This window comes from Actinophytocola glycyrrhizae (assembly GCF_042653545.1).
GTDB classification, from domain to species: Bacteria; Actinomycetota; Actinomycetes; order Mycobacteriales; family Pseudonocardiaceae; genus Actinophytocola; species Actinophytocola glycyrrhizae.
Genome location: NZ_JBHSIS010000006.1, coordinates 1 through 21,461, shown reverse-complemented (window position 1 = coordinate 21,461; position 21,461 = coordinate 1). Strand labels below are relative to the sequence as shown.

The window sequence follows — 21,461 nt, the reverse complement described above, 5'->3', positions numbered from 1 at the left end:
GCTAGGGGTTAGGCATGCCTAACCAGCGGCGGCGTCGGAGAGACCCATAGGGTGCCCGACGAGCGGCGCAGATGGTGAGCTCCGCAAGCGGGGAAAGGACGGCGAAGGTGTCACTCGCAGCTGTCAGCACATCTGTAGCACAGAACGAGAACGTCTCGGCAGGGCTGGGGAGCTACTTCCCGTTGGTCCTGCTCTTCGCACTGGCGGCGGCCTTCGCGGTGCTTTCCGCCCTGCTCGGTCCGCTGGTCGGCCCGAAGCGCTACAACCGCGCGAAGCTCGAGGCCTACGAGTGCGGCATCGAACCGTCGCCGCAGCCGGTGGTCGGCGGAGGGCGGGTGCCGGTGGCGTACTACCTGACGGCCATGCTCTTCATCCTGTTCGACATCGAGATGGTGTTCCTCTACCCGTTCGCCGTCTCCGCGGACGCGCTGGGGCTCTTCGGGCTGGTGGAGATCTTCTTGTTCATCGCGACGCTCGGCTTCGCCTACGCATACGTGTGGCGGCGCGGCGGGCTCGACTGGAACTGACGGGAGGCGGACATGGGACTCGAAGAGCGGCTCCCGAACGGCATCCTTCTGGCCAGCCTGGAAAAGCTGGTCAACTGGGGCCGTAAGAACTCGCTGTGGCCGGCCACCTTCGGTCTGGCCTGCTGCGCGATCGAGATGATGACGACCGGCGCTCCGCGCTACGACCTCGCGCGGTTCGGCATGGAGCGGTTCTCCGCGACGCCGAGGCAGGCCGACCTGATGATCGTCGCGGGCCGGGTGACCAACAAGATGGCGCCGGTCCTGCGCCAGATCTACGACCAGATGGCCGAGCCGAAGTGGGTGCTCGCCATGGGCGTGTGCGCCTCCTCCGGCGGCATGTTCAACAACTACGCGGTCGTCCAGGGCGTGGACCACGTCGTCCCGGTCGACATGTACCTGCCCGGCTGCCCGCCCCGGCCCGAGATGCTCCTCGACGCGATCCTCAAGCTGCACGCCAAGATCGCCGACGAGCCGATCAACGCCCGCCGCGCGGCGCTGCGCGAGGCCGAGGGCAAGCGCACCGAACTGATCGCCTCCTCCGTCAAGTACGCGAAGAAGTGAGCACCGAAATGAACACAGCGACGCGAAGCGTTTCCATGAGCGGGTGGGGGCGGGGCTGAGGATGGCGGCTGACGAACCCACCACACCAGCGCCGGGCGAGCCGGGCTCCAGCGCCGAGCGGCCCGCCGGGAACGAGCAGCGGCCCGCACCCGGCGACGCGCTGCCCAAGTCGAGTGACGCGCTGCCCGAGCCCGGTGAGCCGCTGGTCGCGGGCAAGGCCCGCAAGGGCATGTTCAGCGTCTCCGGCTCCGGTGACACCTCCGGCTTCGGCGGTCTGCGCCTGCCCGCGCACGTCGCGGCACCGGCCGAGCGGCCCTACGGCGGCTGGTTCGACGAGTTCACCGACCAGCTGCTCGCGTCCATGCGGGAGCGGAGCATCCCGGTCGAGGCCATCCAGCAGGTGACCGTCGACCGCGGCGAGATCACCTACTACGTGGACCCCGCGCACCTGGTGGCCCTGTGCCAGATGCTGCGCGACGACCCCGCGCTGTGCTTCGAGCTGTGCAGCTCGGTGTCCGGTGTGGACTACGGCGTGGACGTGCCGCAGCGCCTCCACTCCGTCTACCACCTGACGTCGATGACCTACCGCCGCCGCATCCGGCTCGAGGTGGCCATCGACTGGGACGGCGAACAGGACGGCCAGCCGCACTGCCCGTCGATCGTGGGTGTCTACCCGACCGCGGACTGGCAGGAACGCGAGACCTGGGACATGTTCGGGATCGTCTACGACGGACACCCGGCACTCACCCGGATCCTCATGCCGGACGACTGGGACGGCTTCCCACAGCGGAAGGACTACCCGCTCGGCGGCATCCCCGTGGAGTACAAGGGCGCGGAGATTCCCCCGCCCGACCAGCGGAGGTCGTACTCATGACCCGCTTCTCGAAGTGGCCAGCCCCGGGACGCGCAGATTTCAGCGCCGTCTCGATCAGCGGGAGGTCGTACCCATGACCGAGAACCTCAGCGACGTCACCACCGGCACCAAGCCCGACTCCGGTCGGCCGGACGGCTCCGACGAGCCGTACGCCGCCGAGCGGGAGACGACAGAGGGCCGGATCTACAACGTCACCGGCGGCGACTGGGACACCGCGCTCGACGACGCCATCCACGACGAGCGGATCATCATCAACCTCGGTCCGCAGCACCCGTCGACGCACGGCGTGCTGCGGCTGGTGCTCGAACTCGAGGGCGAGACGGTCACGCAGGCCAGGTCGGTCATCGGCTACCTGCACACCGGCATCGAGAAGAACGCCGAGTACCGGACCTGGACCCAGGGCGTCACGTTCGTGACGCGCATGGACTACCTCGCGCCGCTGTCCAACGAGGCCGCCTACTGCCTCGCGGTCGAGAAGCTGCTCGGCGTCGAGGCGCCGGTCCGCGCGCAGGTCATCCGGGTCATGCTCCTGGAGATCAACCGCATCTCCTCGCACCTGGTCGCGCTCGCGACCGGCGGCATGGAGCTGGGCGCGGTGACCGCCATGACCGCGGGCTTCCGCGAGCGTGAGGAAGCACTGCACCTGCTGGAGTTCCTGACCGGCCTGCGCATGAACCACGCGTTCATCCGGCCGGGCGGTGTCGCTCAGGACCTGCCGGAGGGCTACGAGGTCAAGGTCCGCGAGTTCCTCAAGACGATGAACGAGCGGCTGCCCCAGTACGACAAGCTGCTCACCGGTCAGCCGATCTGGAAGAACCGCCTCAAGGGCGTGGGCTACCTGCCGGTCGACGCGTGTCTCGCGCTCGGCGCCACCGGCCCGGTCCTGCGGTCGGCGGGCCTGCCGTGGGACCTGCGCAAGACCGAGCCGTACCTGGGTTACGAGGACTACACGTTCGAGGTGCCGACCTCGACCGCGGCCGACTCCTACGCGCGGTACCTGCTGCGCGTCGAGGAGATGCACCAGTCGCTGCGGATCATCAACCAGTGCCTGAAGAAGCTCGAGCCGGGCCCGGTGATGGTCGCCGACGAGAAGATCGCGTGGCCCGCGAAGCTCTCGATCGGATCGGACGGCCTTGGCAACTCGCTCGAGCACGTCCGGAAGATCATGGGCCAGTCGATGGAGGCCCTGATCCACCACTTCAAGCTGGTGACCGAGGGCTTCCGCGTCCCGCCGGGCCAGGTGTACGTGCCGGTCGAGTCGCCGCGCGGCGAGCTGGGCTACCACCTGGTGTCCGACGGCGGCACCAGGCCGATGCGGGTCCACGTGCGCGAACCCAGCTTCGTGAACCTGCAGGCGATGCCCGCGATGTCGGAGGGCGGACTGGTCGCGGACGTCATCGCGGCCATCGCGTCGCTCGACCCGGTGATGGGAGGGGTGGACCGGTGAGTGAGTCACTGAGCACTGGCTCGACGTACGGCGGTTCGAGTGTCGGCGCGGGGGAGACCCACGTCGCCGCGGGCCCGGACGTCGACGTGGACGCCGCGTCCCCGTTGAGCCGCGCGGAGAACGACGCGCTGACCGTCGAGTCCACGCCGGACCTCTCGGTGTTCGGCCCGGACATCGTCGCCAGGGCGGAAGAGCAGAAGGCGCGCTACCCGGAGACCCGGTCCGCGCTGCTGCCGATGCTGCACCTGGTGCAGTCGGTCGAGGGTTACGTCAGCCAGGCGGGCATCGAGTTCTGCGCGAGGCGGCTGAACCTGGCCAACGCCGAGGTCGCCGCGGTCGCGACGTTCTACACGATGTACAAGCGCAAGCCGTGCGGCGAGCACCTCGTGAGCGTCTGCACCAACACGCTGTGCGCGGTGCTGGGCGGCGACGCGATCTACAAGAAGCTGACCGAGCACCTCTCGCAGGACGGCACGCCGCTCAAGCACGAGGACACCTCGGGCGAGCCGGGCACGCCGGGCTCGATCACCATCGAGCACGCCGAGTGCCTCGCGGCCTGCGACCTCGGCCCGGTGCTGCAGGTGAACTACGAGTTCTACGACAACCAGACGGTCGACTCGGCGGTCGAGCTGGTCGACGCGCTGCGGCGGGGCGAGAAGCCCGCGCCAACGCGTGGTGCCCCGCTCACCGACCTGCGCACGGTCGAACTGGAGCTCGCCGGGTTCTACCCGGAGGAAGAGGCGGAGTTCCGCGCCCGCATCGACGGCCCGTCGGCCGCTCCCGAGACACTGCGTGGCGCGCAGCTGGCCGCCGACCGCGGCTGGACCGCACCGGCGATGCCCGAGAAGGCACCGGCGCTTCCGGAGGTCGAGAAGAAATGACGACTGAAGAGAACACCACGTCGGCCACCCGGCCCGACCCGGTGACCCCGGTGCTCACGAAGCGCTGGCTGTCGCCGAACTCGTGGCAGCTCGCGACCTACGAGCGGCTGGAGGGGTACACCGCGCTCCGCACGGCGCTGCGCGGCACCCCGGAGCAGCTGGTCCAGCTGGTCAAGGACGCTGGGCTGCGCGGCCGTGGCGGCGCGGGCTTCCCCGCCGGTGTGAAGTGGTCCTTCATGCCGCCCAACGAGGACAAGCCGCACTACCTCGTCATCAACGCCGACGAGGGCGAGCCGGGCACCTGCAAGGACATCCCGCTGATGATGGCGGACCCGCACTCGCTGATCGAGGGCATCGTCATCGCCGCGTACGCGATGCGGTCCCACCACGCGTTCATCTACGTGCGCGGCGAGGTGCCGCACTGCATCCGCCGCCTCAACGCCGCGGTCCGCGAGGCGAAGGCGGCCGGGTACGTCGGCAACGACATCCTCGGCTCCGGTTTCGACCTGGAGATCACCGTCCACGCCGGTGCGGGCGCCTACATCTGCGGTGAGGAGACCGCGCTCCTCGACTCGCTCGAGGGCCGCCGCGGCCAGCCCCGCCTCAAGCCGCCGTTCCCGGCGGCCGCGGGCCTCTACGCCGCGCCGACCACGGTGAACAACGTCGAGACGATCGCGTCGGTGCCGTTCATCGTCAACGGTGGCGCGGACTGGTTCCGCACCATGGGGTCCGAGCGGTCGCCCGGCCCGAAGATCTACTCGATCTCCGGCCACGTCGAGAAGCCCGGCCAGTACGAGGCGCCCCTTGGCACCACGCTGCGCCAGCTGCTGGACATGGCGGGCGGCATGAAGGACGGCATCCCGCTGAAGTTCTGGACGCCGGGTGGCTCGTCCACGCCGATGTTCACCGCCGAGCACATGGACGTGCCGCTGGACTTCGAGGGCGCGGTCGAGGCCGGCTCGATCCTCGGCACCACCGCGGTGATGGTGTTCAACGAGACGGTGTCCGTGCCGTGGGCCGTGATGAAGTGGACGCAGTTCTACGAGCACGAGTCCTGCGGCAAGTGCACGCCGTGCCGTGAGGGCACCTACTGGCTCACCGGGATCCTCGAGCGGATGGTCGAGGGCAAGGGCACCGAGTCCGACATCGACACGCTGCTCGACATCTGCGACAACATCTTCGGCCGCTCGTTCTGCGCGCTCGGCGACGGCGCGGTGAGCCCGATCCAGAGCGGCATCAAGTACTTCCGGGACGAGTTCCTCGCCCTGTGCGACCAGAACAAGACCCCTGCGCTCGCTGGAGCCAACTCATGACTGCCATTGAAGAGAAGCCTGCCGGGCCCGCCGGCCCCGGAGGCAGTGGTGGGGCCCCCGTACCCGAGGGGCACGTCCGGCTGACCATCGACGGGGTCGAGGTGATCGCGCCGAAGGGTGAGCTGCTCATCCGCACGGCGGAGCGCCTGGGCACCGTCATCCCGCGGTTCTGCGACCACCCGCTCCTCGACCCGGCCGGCGCCTGCCGCCAGTGCCTGGTCGAGGTGGAGATGGGCGGGCGGCCGATGCCGAAGCCGCAGGCCTCCTGCACCCTCACGGTCGCCGACGGCATGGTCGTGAAGACGCAGCTGACCTCGCCGGTCGCGGACAAGGCCCAGCAGGGTGTGATGGAGCTGCTGCTCATCAACCACCCGCTGGACTGCCCGGTCTGCGACAAGGGCGGCGAGTGCCCGCTGCAGAACCAGGCGCTGGCGCACGGCCGCTCGGACTCCCGGTTCGTGGAGACCAAGCGGACGTTCCCGAAGCCGATCCCGGTGTCCACGCAGGTGCTGCTGGACCGCGAGCGGTGCGTGCTCTGCCAGCGCTGCACCCGGTTCTCCGAGCAGATCGCCGGTGACCCGTTCATCGATCTGCTGGAGCGCGGCGCGCACCAGCAGATCGGCATCGCGCAGAACAAGCCGTTCCAGTCCTACTTCTCGGGCAACACCATCCAGATCTGCCCGGTCGGCGCGCTGACGTCGGCCGCGTACCGGTTCCGGTCGCGGCCGTTCGACCTGGTGTCCGCGCCGAGCGTCTGCGAGCACTGCTCGTCCGGCTGCGCGGAGCGCACGGACTTCCGGCGCGGCAAGGTGATGCGCAAGCTCGCGGGCGACGACCCGGAGGTCAACGAGGAGTGGATCTGCGACAAGGGCCGCTTCGCGTTCCGGTACGTCACCGCGGGCGACCGGATCACCCGGCCGCTGGTGCGCGACGCCAGGACCGGTGAGCTGGCCCCGGCGTCGTGGACCGACGCGCTGCGGGTCGCGGCCGAGGGGCTCACGAAGGCCCGTGCCGGCAAGGGCGCCGCGGTACTGACCGGTGGCCGCCTGACCGTCGAGGACGCCTACGCGTACGCCAAGTTCGCCAGGGTCGCCCTGCACACCAACGACATCGACTTCCGCGCCCGTGCGCACTCCGCCGAGGAGCTGGACTTCCTGGCCTCCCGCGTCGTGGGCACCACCCCGGAGGACGGGGTCACGTTCCGCGCCATCGAGGCCGCGCCCGCTGTGCTGTGCGTGGCGTTCGAGCCGGAGGAAGAGGCGCCGATCGTGTTCCTGCGGCTGCGCAAGGCGGCCCGCAGGAACCGCGCCAGGATCTTCCACATCGGACAGTGGACCTCGCCGGGCGTCGAGAAGACGATCCGGCCGGTCAGTGTGGACAAGGGTTCCATCGGCACGCTGCTCGCGTGCCAGCCCGGCGCCGAGACCGCCGCGGTCGAGGGCCTCGTCTCACACGCGCCGGACGTCGCGGAGAGCCTGAGCAGGCCCGGCGCGGTCATCCTGGTCGGCGAGCGTGCCGCGCGGATCCCCGGCCTGCTGACCGAGCTGGTCAAGCTGGGCGAGGTCACCGGCGCCCGGATCGCCTGGATCCCGCGCCGCGCCGGTGAGCGCGCGGCGCTGGAGGCCGGTGCGGTCCCGACGCTGCTGCCCGGTGGCCGCATGGTCACCGACGCCGACGCGCGGGCCGAGGTCGAGCAGGCGTGGGGCCTCGCGGCCGGTGCGCTGCCCGCCACGCCGGGCCGCGACACCACCGCGATCCTCGAGGCGGCCGCGGCCGGTGCGATCGACGGGCTCGTGGTCGGCGGCGTCGAGGTCGACGACCTGCCCGACCCGGCGCTCGCGGAACAGGCACTGGCCAAGGCCGGCTTCGTCGTCAGCCTCGAACTGCGGGCCTCCTCGGTCACCGAGCACGCCGACGTGGTCCTGCCGGTCGCGCCGGCCGTCGAGAAGTTCGGCACCTTCGTCAACTGGGAGGGCCGCCGCCGCGAGTTCGGCACGACCATCGAGAGCACCGGCGCGCTGCCGGACTGCCGGGTGCTCGACACGCTTGGCGTCGAGATGGACGTCGACCTGTTCACCCAGACCCCGAAGGCCGCCGCGGGCGACCTGGCCAAGCTGCCGTCGGTGCTGCGCAAGGCGCCGCTGCCGGTCGAGCCGGCCGCCGCCGTGCGGTCGGCGGGCGAAGGCCAGGCGGTCCTCGCGACCTGGCGGCAGCTGCTGGACAACGGCTCGCTGCAGTCCGACGAGCCGCACCTGGCAGGTACCCAGCGCCCGGCCGTGGTCCGGCTGAACGCGGCGACCGCTGCCCGGCTCGGCGTCGACGGCACCGCGACCGTGAAGACCGAGCACGGTTCGATCACCCTGCCGGTCGAGCACGCGGACCTGCCGGACGACGTCGTGTGGCTGCCCGCCAACTCGGGTCCGTCGAAGGTCGGCCGCGTACTGCGGGCCGGGCACGGCGACGTCGTCTCGGTGACTGCCGAAGATCTGCTCGCAGGATCGAGCGTCGAAGCCGGAACCCTCACCGGTAGTACAGGAGGCGAGTGAGCCATGGACAGGGCTGCACTACTTGCCGACGATCCGCTCTGGCTGATCCTGATCAAGGTCGTGGTCGTGCTCTTCATAGGGCCGATCATCACCGTCGCCATGATCGTGGCCGAGCGGAAGGTCATGGGGCGCATGCAGCAGCGGCCCGGCCCCAACCGGGTCGGCCCGTTCGGCCTGCTCCAGTCCCTGGCGGACGCGATCAAGCTCCCGTTCAAGGAGCAGATCATCCCGGCGAGCGCGGACCGCAAGGTGTACTTCCTCGCCCCGGTCATCGCGACGATCCCGGCACTGATCGCGTTCTCCGTGATGCCGGTCGGGCCGAAGGTGTCGATCTTCGGTGAGGAGACGGTGCTGCAGCTCGTCGACCTGCCGGTCGGCGCGCTGCTGGTGCTGGCCTGCTCCTCGGTCGGCGTCTACGGCATCGTGCTCGCTGGCTGGTCGTCCGGGTCGCCGTACCCGCTGCTCGGCGGGCTGCGGTCGGCCGCGCAGGTGATCTCCTACGAGATCGCGCTCGGCCTCTCGATCGTCGGCGTGGTGCTGTACACGGGGTCGCTGTCCACCGGCGACATCGTCGACGCGCAGCAGAACGGCTGGTACGTCTACCTGCTGATCCCGAGCTTCCTGATCTTCCTGGTGTCGATGGTCGGCGAGACCAACCGCGCGCCGTTCGACCTCCCAGAGGCCGAGTCGGAGCTGGTCGGCGGTTTCCACACCGAGTACAGCTCGATGAAGTTCGCGCTGTTCTTCCTCGCCGAGTACGTCAACATGCTGATCGTCTCGGCGTTCGCCACCACGTTGTTCCTCGGCGGGTACATGGCGCCGTGGCCGATCTCGCTGATCGGCGACAACTACTTCAACTCGGGCTGGTGGCCGGCACTCTGGTTCTTCGGCAAGGTGTTCGCGCTGCTGTTCTGCTTCATCTGGCTGCGTGCCACGCTGCCGAGGTTCCGCTACGACCAGTTCATGAAGCTCGGCTGGAAGGTCCTGGTTCCGGCCAACCTGGTCTGGATCGTCGCGGTGGTCGCGGTCCGCGCGTTCCGCAACGAGCAGAACATCTCCACGGGCCAGTGGGTGTTCTGGATCGGCGCGGGTGTGCTCGTGCTGATCCTGCTGGCGCTGCTGCTGCCCGACCGCAAGGTCGAGGACGACGAGGAGCGCGTGCCGATCACCGGCAGCGGTTATCCGGTGCCGCCGCTGGACCTGGAGATCCCCAAGGCGCCCAAGCGCAAGGCGGTCCGCAAGGCGGGCAGCCGCCGCCAGCGCGCCACCGTCGCGGCCACCGCGCAGGAGAAGGAGTCCACCGATGGGGATGTTTGATCCGTTCAAGGGTTTCGGGGTCACCTTCTCGACGATGTTCAAGAAGGTCGTCACCGAGCAGTACCCGGAGGACTTCCGCCCGACCGCGCCGCGCTACCACGGCCGCCACCAGCTCAACCGGCACCCGGACGGGCTGGAGAAGTGCGTCGGCTGCGAGCTGTGCGCGTGGGCCTGCCCGGCCGACGCGATCTTCGTCGAGGGTGGCGACAACACCGAGGAGGAGCGCTACTCGCCCGGTGAGCGGTACGGCAAGGACTACCAGATCAACTACCTGCGGTGCATCGGCTGCGGCCTGTGCGTCGAGGCCTGCCCGACCAGGTCGCTGACGATGATCAACGAGTACGAGCTGGCCAACGACAACCGCCAGGACCTGATCTGGACCAAGGAACAGCTGATGGCGCCCCTCATGAAGGGCATGGAGCAGCCACCGCACCCGATGCGGCTCGGTGACACCGAGCAGGAGTACTACGTCGACGCGCCGCGCCTCGCCAGGAAGTGGGGCTACCCCGATCCGACCAAGGAGGACGCGAAGTGAGCGCCTCGCAAGCCGCTCTGGTCCTCGCGCAGGGCGTCCAGAACCAGATGTCGACCGGTGAGTCGATCTCGTTCTGGGTGCTCGGCCCGTTGGCGTTGTTCGGTGCGCTCGGCATGATCTTCGCGCGCAACGCGGTGCACTCCGCGCTGTTCCTCGTGCTGACGATGCTGAGCCTCGGTGTGCTGTACATGGTCCAGCAGGCGCCGTTCCTCGGCTTCGTGCAGATCATCGTCTACACCGGCGCGATCATGATGCTGTTCCTGTTCGTGCTGATGCTGGTCGGCAGGGACTCGTCGGACTCGGTCGTCGAGGTGCTGCGGGGGCAGCGCCTGTTCGCCACGCTGCTGGGCCTCGGTCTCGCCGTGCTGGTCGTCACCGCGGTCGCCAGGTCGCTGACCGAGGTCACGCCGGTCGGACTGCAGGGCCCGGAGGCCAACGGCGGTGTCGGCAACGTCGAGAACATCGGCCGGTCGATCTTCACCGACTGGCTGTTCCCGTTCGAGCTCACGTCCGCGCTGCTGATCACCGCCGCCGTCGGCGCGATGGTGCTCGGCTTCGTCGACCGGCACACCAGGGGCCGCAAGACGCAGAAGGAACTGGTCGAGGCCCGCTTCAGCGGCGGGCACGACCGTCCGTCGCCGCTGCCCGGCCCCGGTGTCTTCGCCACGTCCAGCTCGGTCGCCACGCCCGCGCTCCTGCCGGACGGCTCGGTCGCGCCGGAGTCGCTGTCGCGGCTCATCGACAACGCGGCCGCCGAGCAGTTCGAGGACAAGCGCAAGGCGGTCTCGGGCAGCGCGCACGCAGCTGACGCCCGTGCCCTGAACCCGACCCGAGAAGGGGAACCCCAGTGACCCCAACGGTCTACCTGCTGCTCTCCGCGCTGTTGTTCACCATCGGCGCGGTCGGTGTGCTGGTCCGGCGCAACGCGATCGTCGTGTTCATGTGCATCGAGCTGATGCTGAACGCGGTGAACCTGTCGCTGGTCACCTTCGCGCGGATCAACGGCTCGCTCGACGGGCAGATCATGGCCTTCTTCGTGATGGTGGTGGCCGCGGCCGAGGTCGTGGTCGGGCTCGCGATCATCATGTCGATCTTCCGTACCCGCCGGTCGGCCTCTGTGGACGACGCCAACCTGCTGAAGTACTGAGGGGTATTCCGTGTCGTCTACATACCTGGTGGCGCAGGCCCAGGAGGTACACGAGGCCACCGGCCTCGCGGGTTCCGCCTGGCTGCTGATCGCCTTCCCGCTGGTCGGCGCCGCCGTGCTGTTGCTCGGCGGCAAGGCCACCAACGCGTGGGGCCACCTGCTCGGCTGCCTGACGGTCATCGCGTCGTTCGTCTACGGCGCCATGCTGTTCTTCTCCTCCACCGGGATGGAGAAGAGCGAGCGCGTCCAGAACGTGTCGATGTTCGACTGGATCCCGGTCGATCAGCTGCAGGTCGAGTTCGGGCTGCGCATCGACCCGCTGTCGATCAGCTTCGTCCTGCTGATCACCGGTGTCGGTGCGCTGATCCACATCTACTCGATCGGCTACATGGCTGACGACCCCGACCGGCGGCGGTTCTTCGGGTACTTCAACCTGTTCGTCGCCGCGATGCTGATCCTGGTGCTCGGCAACGGGTTCGTGACCCTGTACCTCGGCTGGGAGGGCGTCGGTCTCGCCTCGTACCTGCTGATCGGGTGGTACACCAACCGCCCGGCCGCGGCGACCGCGGCCAAGAAGGCGTTCCTGATGAACCGGGTCGGCGACGTCGGCCTGGCGCTCGCGATCTTCATCATGTTCGCCGAGCTGGGGACCACGCAGTACACGGAGGTGTTCGCGAACCTCGACCAGCTCTCGCCCGCGTCGATCACCGCGATCACGATCCTGCTGCTGCTGGGTGCCTGCGGCAAGTCCGGCCAGGTCCCGCTGCAGGCGTGGTTGCCGGACGCGATGGAGGGCCCGACCCCGGTCTCCGCCCTCATCCACGCGGCGACGATGGTGACCGCGGGTGTGTACCTGATCGCCCGCGCCAACCCGATCTACATGCAGTCCGAGGACGGCAGGCTGGTCGTGACCCTGGTCGGCGTGGTGACGCTGCTGGTCGGCTGCATCATCGGCTGCGCCTACGACGACATCAAGAAGGTCCTGGCGTACTCCACGGTCAGCCAGATCGGCTACATGATGCTGGCGGTCGGTCTCGGCCCGATCGGGTTCGCGCTCGGCATCATGCACCTGCTGACGCACGGCTTCTTCAAGGCCGGGCTGTTCCTGGGCGCCGGGTCGGTCATGCACGCCATGAACGACGAGGTCGACATGCGCCGCTACGGCGGGCTGTGGCGGATCATGCCGATAACGTTCGCCACGTTCGGTCTCGGCTACCTCGCGCTGATCGGCATCCCGCCGTTCTCCGGCTTCTTCTCCAAGGACGCGATCATCGAGGCCGCGTTCGGCGCCGAGGGCTGGCGCGGCTGGGTGTTCGGCGGCGCCGCGCTGCTGGGTGCCGGCCTCACCGCCTTCTACATGACGCGCCTGATGTTCATGACCTTCTTCGGCAAGAAGCGCTGGGAGGAGCTGAAGTCCGCCGACGGCCGCGACTTCCACCCGCACGAGTCGAAGCCGGTCATGTGGGTGCCGATGGCGGTACTGGCGATCGGTTCGGTCGGCGCGGGCTGGTTCTTCGCCTCCGGTGACCGGCTCGCCGACTGGCTCTCCCCGTCGCTCGGTGCGCTGCAGGAGGCCGAGCACACGGTCATCCCGCACTCGCTGGTGCCGATCCTGACCGTCGCGCTGTCGGTGCTGGGTGCCCTGCTCGCGTGGCTGATCGTCGGCCGCCGCGACGTGCCGGTGGTCAAGCCGGAGCCGGTCAGCTTCCCGGTCCGGGCGGCACGCAGGGACCTGTACGGCAACGCCCTCAACGAGACGCTGGTCGCCCGCCCGGGCACCTGGCTCACGCGGGCGCTGGTGTACGTGGACAACAAGGGCGTCGACGGTCTCGTGAACGGCATCGCCGCCGGGTTCGGCGGTAGCTCCGGCCGGCTGCGCAGACTCCAGACCGGGTTCGTCCGCTCGTACGCGGCGACGATGCTCGCCGGTTCGATTCTGGTACTGATCGCCTTCCTGGCGGTGAGGTACGCGTGACGATCCCGCCTCCCCGCAATTTTGACTGTTGGTTCCGTCGGGATCTGACGTTCCCGTCGATCACGTACTTGTGGCCGGCAAGCGTCCCGTTCCCCTTGGGTGCGGTCGGGAAGCATGCGGCTCTGACACAGGGGGCGTCATCATGACCTCCACATCCGGTGCGGCCGTGCTGGTCGCACTCCTGCTGATCCCGCTCGTCGGCGCGATCATCGTCGCGTTCCTGCGGGACAACGACCGCCTCGCCAAACTGGTGGCGCTCGGCTTCTCGCTCGCCGAGTTCGTGGTCATGGTGATCTCCTGGATCTCCTACGACCCGTCTGGCGCACGGCTCCAGCAGGCCTTCTCGGTCGACTGGATCCCCGCACTCGGCGTGCACCTGTCGTTCGGCATCGACGGCATCGCCCTGGTGATGATCGCGGCGCTGGCACTGCTGGTGCCGGTCGTCATCGGTGCGGGGTGGACGGACAAGCTGCCCGCCGACCGCAGCGCGGGCGGGTTCCTGTCGCTGATCCTGCTGCAGCAGGCGATCACGATGGGCGCGTTCGCCGCGACCGACGTGTTCGTGTTCTACGTGCTGTTCGAGGTCATGCTGATCCCGATGTACTTCCTCATCGGGCAGTACGGCGGCGCGCGGCGCCAGTACGCGGCGGTCAAGTTCTTCCTGTACTCGTTCCTCGGCGGCATGATCATGCTGGCGTCGATCATCGGCGCCTACGTCCTCGCGGAGGACAAGCTGGGGGCGGGCACGTTCGACTGGGCCACGCTCGTCCAGGTGGTCTCCGACGCGCCGCTGTCGAACCAGATCTGGATCTTCCTCGGCTTCTTCCTCGCGTTCGCGGTGAAGGCGCCGCTGGTGCCGCTGCACACCTGGCTGCCGGACGCGGCCGCGGAGGCGCCGATCGGCGTGTCCGTGATCCTGATCGGCATCCTGGACAAGGTCGGCACGTTCGGCTTCCTGCGCTACCTGCTGCCGATGACGCCGGACGCGAGCAGGACGCTGGCGCCGCTGGTGCTGGTCATGGGTGTCGCGGGGGTCATCTACGGCGCGCTGCTGGCGACCGGCCAGCGGGACATGAAGCGCTTCATCGCGTACGTGTCGATCGCGCACTTCGGGTTCATCGCGCTGGGCATCTTCTCGTTCTCGGCGCAGTCCGAGACCGGTGCGGTGTCCTACATGCTCAACCACTCGATCTCGACCGGCATGCTGATCCTGGTGATCGGCATGGTCGTGGCGCGCGGTGGCTCGTCGCTGATCGCCGACTACGGCGGGCTCGCCAAGATCACCCCGGCACTCGCGGGCGTGTTCCTGCTCGCCGGTCTCGCCTCGCTTTCGCTGCCCGGCACGAACTCGTTCATCTCCGAGTTCCTGGTGCTGATCGGGTCGTACGGCAACGAGCCGGTCTACACGATCATCGCGACGGTCGGCATGATCTTCGCCGCGCTGTACATCCTCTGGCTGTACCAGCGGATCTTCCACGGTCCGGTACGCGGCAACGCCCTCGTCGACGTGACGGGCGGCCCCGGCACGGCGATCGCGCCGGAGGTCGGCGCCCGCAAGGCCATCCTCGACCTGAGTGGCAGGGAGAAGCTCGTCCTCGCCCCGCTCGTGGTCCTGGTGCTCGGCATCGGCTTCTACCCGAAGCCCGTGCTCGACGTGATCACGCCGACGGTTGACGCCACGTTGTCGTCGGTCGATATCTCGGGCAGTAACACGGACGGAGGCAACTGAGTTGTCCGCACTGCTTTTCCTTGCGCAGGACACTCCGGCCAAGGAGACACTGCCCCAGATCAACTACCCGGCGGTCATGCCGATGTTGATCATCCTGGGCGCGGCGTGCGTCGGGGTGCTGGTCGAGGCGTTCCTGCCGAAGCACCAGCGGTGGTCGGCGCAGGTGTTCCTGACGCTGTTCGCACTGGTCGCCTCCGGCGTGGCGCTGGCGTTCTACCTCGCCGACGCGCCCTCGGGCGGTGAGACGACGTTCTCCGGCACGATCTCCGTCGACCAGCCCGCACTGTTCCTGTGGGGCACGCTGCTCGCGTTGTCCCTGGGTGCGGTGCTGATGATCGCGGACCGCTCGGTCGAGCCCGGTGGCGCGTTCGTCGCCACGGCGGCGATCCGGCCGGGCACCGTCCAGGACCGCGAGCAGCGGCTGGGTGCCCACCCGGCCCGACGCGACGCGACGCGCTTCGGCATGCAGACCGAGGTGTTCCCGCTGACGCTGTTCGCGCTCGGCGGCATGATGGTCTTCTGCTCGGCGAACGACCTGCTGACCATGTTCATCGCGCTCGAGGTGCTGAGCCTGCCGCTGTACCTCATGTGTGGCCTGGCCCGCCGCCGCAGGCTCCTCTCGCAGGAGGCGGCGGTGAAGTACTTCCTGCTCGGCGCGTTCGCGTCGGCGTTCTTCCTGTACGGCCTGGCTTTGCTGTACGGCTACGCGGGTTCCGTTCGCCTCGAGGCCATCGCGAACGCGGCGGCGGGCTCGGACCGTTCCGACACGCTGCTGTTCGGCGGCATGGCGCTGCTGATCGTCGGCCTGCTGTTCAAGGGTTCGGTCGGCCCGTTCCACGCGTGGACCCCGGACGTCTACCAGGGCGCCCCCACGCCGATGACCGCGTTCATGGCGGCGTGCACCAAGGTCGCCGCGTTCGGTGGGATCCTGCGCGTCCTTTCGGTCGGCCTGGAGTCGACCCAGTGGGAGTGGCGCGGCATCATGTGGGGCGTCGCGATCGTGTCGATGCTCATCGGTGCGGTGCTCGGCCTGACACAGACCGACATCAAGCGGATGATCGCGTACTCGTCCATCGCGCACGCGGGCTTCCTGCTGATCGGCGCGATCGTCCTGTCGCCGGACGGTGTGTCCTCGACGCTGTTCTACCTGCTGGCCTACGGTTTCACGACGATCGCCGCGTTCGGGGTGATCTCGCTGGTCCGCGACGCGGACGGGGAGGCGACGCACCTGTCGCAGTGGGCGGGGCTTGCGAAGCGGTCCCCGCTGGTGGCCGCGGTGTTCACGTTCCTGTTGCTCGCGCTGGCGGGCATTCCGCTGACGTCGGGCTTCATCGGCAAGTTCGTGGTGTTCTCGGCGGCGTTGTCGTCCGGGATGGCGCCGCTGGTGGTGATCGCACTGGTCGCGTCGGCGATCGCGGCGTTCTTCTACCTGCGGGTGATCGTGCTGATGTACTTCAGCGAGCCAGCACCGAACGGCCCGTCGGTGACCGTGCCGGGCGCGTTCACCACGGCAGCCATCACGCTGGGCGTGGCGATCACGTTGCTGCTGGGCATCGTGCCCGCGTTCGCGCTCGACTGGGCGGGGGCGGGCACGTTCGCCGTGCGGTAATAGTCGTTTGTGCCGGACGGCGCCCACCTGTTGAGGTGGGCGCCGTTCTGTTTTCCGAGGAGGAGCTGCCATGCGGATCCAGCACATCACGATCGACTGCGCCTCGCCGTATGAGCTGGCGCGGTTCTGGAGCACGGTCACCGGATGGCCGATCAGCGCCGTGGACGAGCCGGGCGACGAGGAGGTGCTGCTGGAACCACCCGACCCGGCGATGACCGAGTTGCTGTTCATCCGGGTGCCGGAGGGCAAGGCCGGGAAGAACCGGGTGCACCTGGATCTCGTGCCCACCGAACGGACCCGGGATGAGGAGGTGGCCAGGTTGACCGCCGCCGGCGCCACCGTGGCCGCCGACCACCGCACGCCGGAAGGGCGCGGCTGGGTGGTGCTGGCCGACCCGGAGGGCAACGAGTTCTGCGTCGAGCAGGAACGCTGACGTCGTCCACAGGGACCTGACGCGGTCCGCCGTTCCTGCGATGCCCGGAAAGGCGTTCGGGACACTCGACGTCCTGAAGGCGTCGTTCGGGACGTGCCTGCCCGGGAGGGTGCGGGGTGCGATCGCGTCAGGTGTGTCACACGTACTTCGTGGCGTGGGGGAAAAGGCTGGACATTAGGCTGTAGCCAGGGATTTCTAGGTTGGGGAGCGATGCCGACGTGACTGCAGACCAGACCGTGCCGCGGCTACCGGCGTCGCTTGGGCTCGATCAGGCCGATCCGGTTCTCGTCGAGCGCATCACCGAGGGCCTCGCGCGGGTCGAGGAGGTGCTCCGGACCGTTGTCCACAGTGACGTCGACTTCGTAGAGCAGGCGGCGTTGCACCTGGTCAGGGCTGGTGGGAAGCGCTTTCGTCCGCTGTTCACGTTGCTGTCGGCGCAGTTCGCCGACGGGAACACCGACGAGGTGATCACGGCGGCCGCCGCGGTGGAGCTGGTGCACCTCGCGACGCTGTACCACGACGACGTGATGGACGAGGCCACCATGCGGCGCGGCGCCAAGAGCGTCAACGCGCGCTGGGACAACACCATCGCGATCCTCACCGGTGACTTCCTCTTCGCGCACGCGTCCGGGCTGGTCGCGAACCTGGGCAGCGACGCGGCGCGGATCATCGCCCAGACCATGGGGCAGCTCGTCACCGGGCAGATGCGGGAAACCGTCGGGCCCGGCGACGGGGACGACGCCGTCGGGCACTACCTCGGTGTGATCGGGCAGAAGACCGGGTCGCTGATCGCCACGTCCGGGCGCTACGGCGCGATGTTCTCCAACGCGGCGCCGGAGCACACCGAGGCGCTGCACCGGTTCGGGGACCTGATCGGCACCGCCTTCCAGATCTCCGACGACATCATCGACATCGCCTCACCCGCGGCCGAGTCCGGCAAGACCCCGGGCACCGACCTGCGTGAGGGCGTCAGGACCCTGCCGGTGCTGTACGCGCTCGCGCAGGACCCCGAGCCGCGGCTCGCGGAGCTGCTCGCCGGTCCGATCACCGACGACGACCACGTGGACGAGGCGCTGACCCTGCTGCGGAAGTCCTCCGGGCTCGAGCAGGCGGTGCACACACTGAGTGACTACGCGGATCGGGCGCGTGCCGAGCTGGCCACGCTTCCGCCCTGCTCAGCGCGCGATGCGCTGGACATGCTGGCACGCTACGTCGTGGCTCGTACACGATAGGCGACCATTGGGGCCAACTGAGCGTGTCGGACTTGCCAAATCCACCGGGTGGTTCTTGCGGCTGGTCCAGCCGCAGTAGCCTGATTACCGCCCTGCTATGCGTTCGCGCGGTGCGCGGAGGGAGTTCGATCGATGCCGATCTTTGGGCAGGTCTGGTTGTGGAGTTCACTGGCCTTCCTGCTCGGCGCAGTGCTCTGCTGGTTGCTGGTGGCCCGGCCGGCCCGCAGTCGTGTCGGTGAGCTGGAGGCCCAGCTCGCCACGCGAGCGCGCCGTCAGTCGGCCCCCGAGCGTCAGGAGCAGCCCCGCCGCCGGGACGAGGAAGCCGAGTTCTCCCGGTCCGTGGTGCCAGGGCTCGGGGACCGTCCCGTCGGTGAGGACTCCGAGTACCTCACGCGTTCCTACGCGCTGCGGGAGACCCCGCCGCTGCCGCCAGAGCGGGACCGGCTCGCCGCCTACGCCGAGCCGGAGCCGTTCGAGCCGGGCGGTCCCGGCCGGGACTTCGCGCCGCCGCCGTCGGAGCAGGAGACCACGTTCTCGTCGCTCGGGGGTGGGCTGATCGCGCCGCCGGAGCCGACCCCGGAGCCGGTCCAGGGCGGCCCGAGCGCCGCGGCGACCCAGTACATCGACGTGTCCTCCGGCTCGCTGACCGCGCCGCCCGAGGTGCCCGCGATGTCACAGCCACCGTCGGACCGCGGTTGGTTCGACGACGAGCTCGACGGTGACGCCGCCAACCAGGGGCCGGAGGAGCAGCCCGCGCTGCCCCGCAACCGCCACCAGCTCGACGAGTCGCTCGAGCTGGCCGACGCGCGGCTCGTCGACGACGACGTGGACGTGGACGACGACAGCCATGACATCCACGACATCCACGACATCCATGACATCGACGACATGGCCGACATGGACGACGACGATGTCGACCACGAGGAGGGCATCGGCACCGCGCTCGACGCGGAGGAGCGCGTGGAGGAGCCGAGGTCCGCGATCGAGGACGACTCCGGCGGCACCGTCTTCACCCAGCGCACGCACCCGATCCCCGCTGAGCTGATCCGGCAGATCGACGAGGCGGGCAGGGCCGAGCGCGAGGAGGCGGCGCATGCCGAGCTCGCCGACGACTTTGCCGACGACTTCGTCGACGACATGGCCGACGAACCGGGTGCCGGAGTCGTCAAGCACGAGCGCACCGTCGAGTCCGAGCCCGTCGAGCCGGTCGTCGCGCGGAGGCCGGAACAGACCGCCGCGCACGCGCTCGTCGAGCCGGAACCCGAGCCCGCGCCCGAGCCGGAACGCCCGCAGGAGCGGACGGAGGTCGTCGCCGCCGTCACCGACGTCGCCGAGAAGCCCGCGAACGAGCTGCCCCGCCGGGTGCCCAAGCAGAACCGGATGACGCAGGGCGTGGCGGTGCGCGTGGAGCCGACGCCGAACGCGCTGCCCAAGCGCGTGCCGGGCAAGCCGAGGCACCAGATCCCGTTCGGGGTGCAGCCGTCGCAGACCCCCGAGCCGGCGCCCGTCGCTGCCGCTCCCGCCGCCGCGCCCGCCGCCGTCGACGAGGTGCCGGACACGCCGAGGTCGCTGTTCGAGCCGATCATCCCGGCCGCGGACGAAGGCACGTCGACGCCGCCGCCCCCGCACCGCCTGCGGCAGGGGAGTGGCGGCGGCCGCGGCCCGTTCGGTCCGGGCTCGGCGATGCCGCTTCCTGGTGGGGCGTCCCCGTCGCCGGAGTTCACGATCAAGGCGAGCGTCGCCGCGCTGCGGTACTGCACGCCGGAGTCTCCGCAGTTCGGCCGCACTGTCGCCGAGGTCTGGTTCCGCACGGCCGCCGACGCCGAACGGGTGGGATTCCGGCCAGTAGGCTGAGTTTTGACAGCGACTTGACAGCCGGTCACCAACCGGGCCGGTGGTTGCCCTATTGTTCTCGCCTATCGGTGATCGTTACCGCGTCATCCGCGAGGAGGCAGACGCCGTGAAGTGGTTGCAACAGCTCATCGGGAAGCTGAAGTCGATCGGCGGCCGCAAGAAGGCCAAGGACACCACGGCGACGACGGCAACAGCCGAGTCCGCCAAGCAGGCGGACGCGTCCGCCGCCGCGACGACCGCGGACAGCGACGCCGACTCCGCCGCCGACTCCGCGAAGCCCGCGGACAGCGCTGCCGGCAACGCGGACGTGGCGAGCGATGCCGAAGCAGCGAAAGCTGCGAAGGACGACGCCGGTTCCGCCGCCGGGGAGTCCGTGAAGGCGGACGCCAAGACTGCGGAGAGCAGTGCCGAGTCGGCTGCTGCCGCTGACGAAACCGCCGCGAAGTCGGTTGCCGAGTCCGCTGGTACTGCTGGCAAGGCCGCGAAGGACGACACCGGTTCCACGTCGGTTGGCAAGGTCGCCGGGGAGTCCACGAAGGCCGCGAAGAGTGGCGCTGGTTCCGCTGCTGTCGCTGGCAAAGCCGCCGCGAAGTCGGCGAAGGCGGACGCCGGATCCGCTGGTACTGCGGGCAAAGCCACGAAGGGCGACGCCAAGTCCACGAAGTCCGCGAAGAGCGGCGCCGGTTCCGCTGGTGGCAAAGCCGCCGCGAAGTCCGTGAAGGCGGACACCGAACCCGCGGCCGCGGGCGAACCAACCTCGGCGAGCAAACCCGCCGCCAAGCCCGCGAACCCGGCCATCAGCACCCTCGACGAAGGCGCTCTCGCCGCCGAGCTGCAAGCGGCAGGCCCCTACGGCGCCGGCTCCGCGAAGCCTGCCGCCGACGGGTCCGCCCCCTCAGCGGACTTCGCCGTCAAGGCCAAGGAGTCCTCGAAGCTGTTCCACAGCGAGAAGTCCCCGTACTTCGGGCGAACCAAGGCCGATGTCTGGTTCAAGACCGAGGCCGACGCCGAGAACGCGGGCTTCCAGGCGTGGGACCACAAGAAGCGCGCGGCAGCCAAGAAGTAGGAAACAGCCAAGAAGCAAGAGAAGGCCCGGGAAAGAGTGGGCCGCCGTGAAAGAACCTGTGCCGTGAATGGGCCGTTGAGGGCGCTCAGCGCCCTGAACGCGCCTTTCAGGGCATCAACACGCCGTCGACGCGCCTTTCACAGCACCGCGGCCAACTCACTCCTCAGCGCCCCGGAGACCTACCCGTCCGGCGAGGACGAACGCCAGCCCGACTCCGCCGGACCCTGGGAAACCCCCGGGCCTTCTGCTATCCGACCGTCCAGGTGTCGTTGCCGTTCAGCAGCGCCTGCAGGTTCGGCGGTTTCGTCTCCGCCGCCGCCGTCACCTGCTGCCGGGCCTGGTCGTCGTACGTGGGCCGTTCGACGTTGCGGTAGATCCCGGTGACGGTGTGTGTGAGGTCCTGTGTGGACAGGCG

At 69.3% G+C, this 21,461-nt stretch carries 18 protein-coding genes and 1 pseudogene; 18 read left to right on the top strand and 1 reads right to left on the bottom strand.

What is annotated here, in order from left to right; all coding sequences use genetic code 11:
- Positions 1 to 164 precede the first annotated feature (164 nt).
- The 18 genes from ACFPCV_RS10865 to ACFPCV_RS10780 all read left to right on the top strand — a co-directional run bounded on the left by ACFPCV_RS10865 (position 165) and on the right by ACFPCV_RS10780 (position 21,046).
- Positions 165 to 527 carry an NADH-quinone oxidoreductase subunit A gene (locus ACFPCV_RS10865; RefSeq protein WP_378056910.1) on the top strand — a complete coding sequence of 121 codons (363 nt, stop codon included), beginning with the start codon at positions 165 to 167 and terminating at the stop codon, positions 525 to 527.
- Positions 528 to 539: 12 nt separating this feature from the next.
- Positions 540 to 1,088: a NuoB/complex I 20 kDa subunit family protein gene (locus ACFPCV_RS10860; RefSeq protein WP_378055965.1), complete on the top strand. Its 549-nt coding sequence runs from the start codon at positions 540 to 542 to the stop codon at positions 1,086 to 1,088.
- Positions 1,089 to 1,149: 61 nt separating this feature from the next.
- On the top strand, positions 1,150 to 1,962 hold the full coding sequence (locus ACFPCV_RS10855) for an NADH-quinone oxidoreductase subunit C (RefSeq protein ID WP_378055964.1): 813 nt from the start codon (positions 1,150 to 1,152) through the stop codon (positions 1,960 to 1,962).
- A gap of 73 nt (positions 1,963 to 2,035) precedes the next feature.
- Positions 2,036 to 3,409 (top strand): NADH-quinone oxidoreductase subunit D, encoded by a 1,374-nt coding sequence (locus ACFPCV_RS10850; protein WP_378055963.1) that lies wholly within the window; start codon positions 2,036 to 2,038, stop codon positions 3,407 to 3,409.
- A complete protein-coding gene (locus tag ACFPCV_RS10845; RefSeq protein WP_378055962.1) occupies positions 3,406 to 4,290 on the top strand; it encodes an NADH-quinone oxidoreductase subunit NuoE family protein in 885 nt (294 codons plus the stop codon). Before ACFPCV_RS10850 ends, ACFPCV_RS10845 begins: the two co-directional genes overlap by 4 nt.
- The gene (nuoF, locus tag ACFPCV_RS10840; protein WP_378055961.1) at positions 4,287 to 5,603 is read left to right on the top strand and encodes an NADH-quinone oxidoreductase subunit NuoF; all 1,317 of its coding nucleotides are present in this window, start codon (positions 4,287 to 4,289) and stop codon (positions 5,601 to 5,603) included. The genes ACFPCV_RS10845 and nuoF overlap by 4 nt, the downstream gene beginning before the upstream one ends.
- On the top strand, positions 5,600 to 8,149 hold the full coding sequence (locus ACFPCV_RS10835) for an NADH-quinone oxidoreductase subunit G (RefSeq protein WP_378055960.1): 2,550 nt from the start codon (positions 5,600 to 5,602) through the stop codon (positions 8,147 to 8,149). The genes nuoF and ACFPCV_RS10835 overlap by 4 nt, the downstream gene beginning before the upstream one ends.
- A gap of 3 nt (positions 8,150 to 8,152) precedes the next feature.
- A complete protein-coding gene (gene nuoH / locus ACFPCV_RS10830) occupies positions 8,153 to 9,466 on the top strand; it encodes an NADH-quinone oxidoreductase subunit NuoH (RefSeq protein WP_378055959.1) in 1,314 nt (437 codons plus the stop codon).
- On the top strand, positions 9,453 to 10,001 hold the full coding sequence (nuoI, locus tag ACFPCV_RS10825) for an NADH-quinone oxidoreductase subunit NuoI (protein WP_378055958.1): 549 nt from the start codon (positions 9,453 to 9,455) through the stop codon (positions 9,999 to 10,001). The genes nuoH and nuoI overlap by 14 nt, the downstream gene beginning before the upstream one ends.
- The gene (locus ACFPCV_RS10820) at positions 9,998 to 10,852 is read left to right on the top strand and encodes an NADH-quinone oxidoreductase subunit J (protein WP_378055957.1); all 855 of its coding nucleotides are present in this window, start codon (positions 9,998 to 10,000) and stop codon (positions 10,850 to 10,852) included. The genes nuoI and ACFPCV_RS10820 overlap by 4 nt, the downstream gene beginning before the upstream one ends.
- Entirely contained in the window at positions 10,849 to 11,148 is a 300-nt protein-coding gene (gene nuoK / locus ACFPCV_RS10815) for an NADH-quinone oxidoreductase subunit NuoK (RefSeq protein ID WP_075127779.1), read from the top strand. Before ACFPCV_RS10820 ends, nuoK begins: the two co-directional genes overlap by 4 nt.
- A gap of 10 nt (positions 11,149 to 11,158) precedes the next feature.
- Entirely contained in the window at positions 11,159 to 13,123 is a 1,965-nt protein-coding gene (gene nuoL / locus ACFPCV_RS10810; RefSeq protein WP_378055956.1) for an NADH-quinone oxidoreductase subunit L, read from the top strand.
- Positions 13,124 to 13,265: 142 nt separating this feature from the next.
- Positions 13,266 to 14,852: an NADH-quinone oxidoreductase subunit M gene (locus ACFPCV_RS10805; protein ID WP_378055955.1), complete on the top strand. Its 1,587-nt coding sequence runs from the start codon at positions 13,266 to 13,268 to the stop codon at positions 14,850 to 14,852.
- A gap of 10 nt (positions 14,853 to 14,862) precedes the next feature.
- Positions 14,863 to 16,461 (top strand): NADH-quinone oxidoreductase subunit NuoN, encoded by a 1,599-nt coding sequence (gene nuoN / locus ACFPCV_RS10800; RefSeq protein ID WP_378056909.1) that lies wholly within the window; start codon positions 14,863 to 14,865, stop codon positions 16,459 to 16,461.
- Positions 16,462 to 16,531: 70 nt separating this feature from the next.
- Entirely contained in the window at positions 16,532 to 16,894 is a 363-nt protein-coding gene (locus ACFPCV_RS10795; RefSeq protein WP_378055954.1) for a VOC family protein, read from the top strand.
- 218 nt (positions 16,895 to 17,112) lie between these two features.
- Positions 17,113 to 18,126 carry a polyprenyl synthetase family protein gene (locus ACFPCV_RS10790; protein WP_378055953.1) on the top strand — a complete coding sequence of 338 codons (1,014 nt, stop codon included), beginning with the start codon at positions 17,113 to 17,115 and terminating at the stop codon, positions 18,124 to 18,126.
- 132 nt (positions 18,127 to 18,258) lie between these two features.
- A complete protein-coding gene (locus ACFPCV_RS10785; RefSeq protein ID WP_378055952.1) occupies positions 18,259 to 19,980 on the top strand; it encodes a sunset domain-containing protein in 1,722 nt (573 codons plus the stop codon).
- A gap of 106 nt (positions 19,981 to 20,086) precedes the next feature.
- Positions 20,087 to 21,046 carry a sunset domain-containing protein gene (locus ACFPCV_RS10780; protein ID WP_378055951.1) on the top strand — a complete coding sequence of 320 codons (960 nt, stop codon included), beginning with the start codon at positions 20,087 to 20,089 and terminating at the stop codon, positions 21,044 to 21,046.
- Between the two features lie 247 nt (positions 21,047 to 21,293).
- Here the strand turns inward: ACFPCV_RS10780 and ACFPCV_RS10775 are convergent.
- Positions 21,294 to 21,461: pseudogene (locus tag ACFPCV_RS10775) on the bottom strand (2-oxoacid:ferredoxin oxidoreductase subunit beta); the annotation flags it as partial.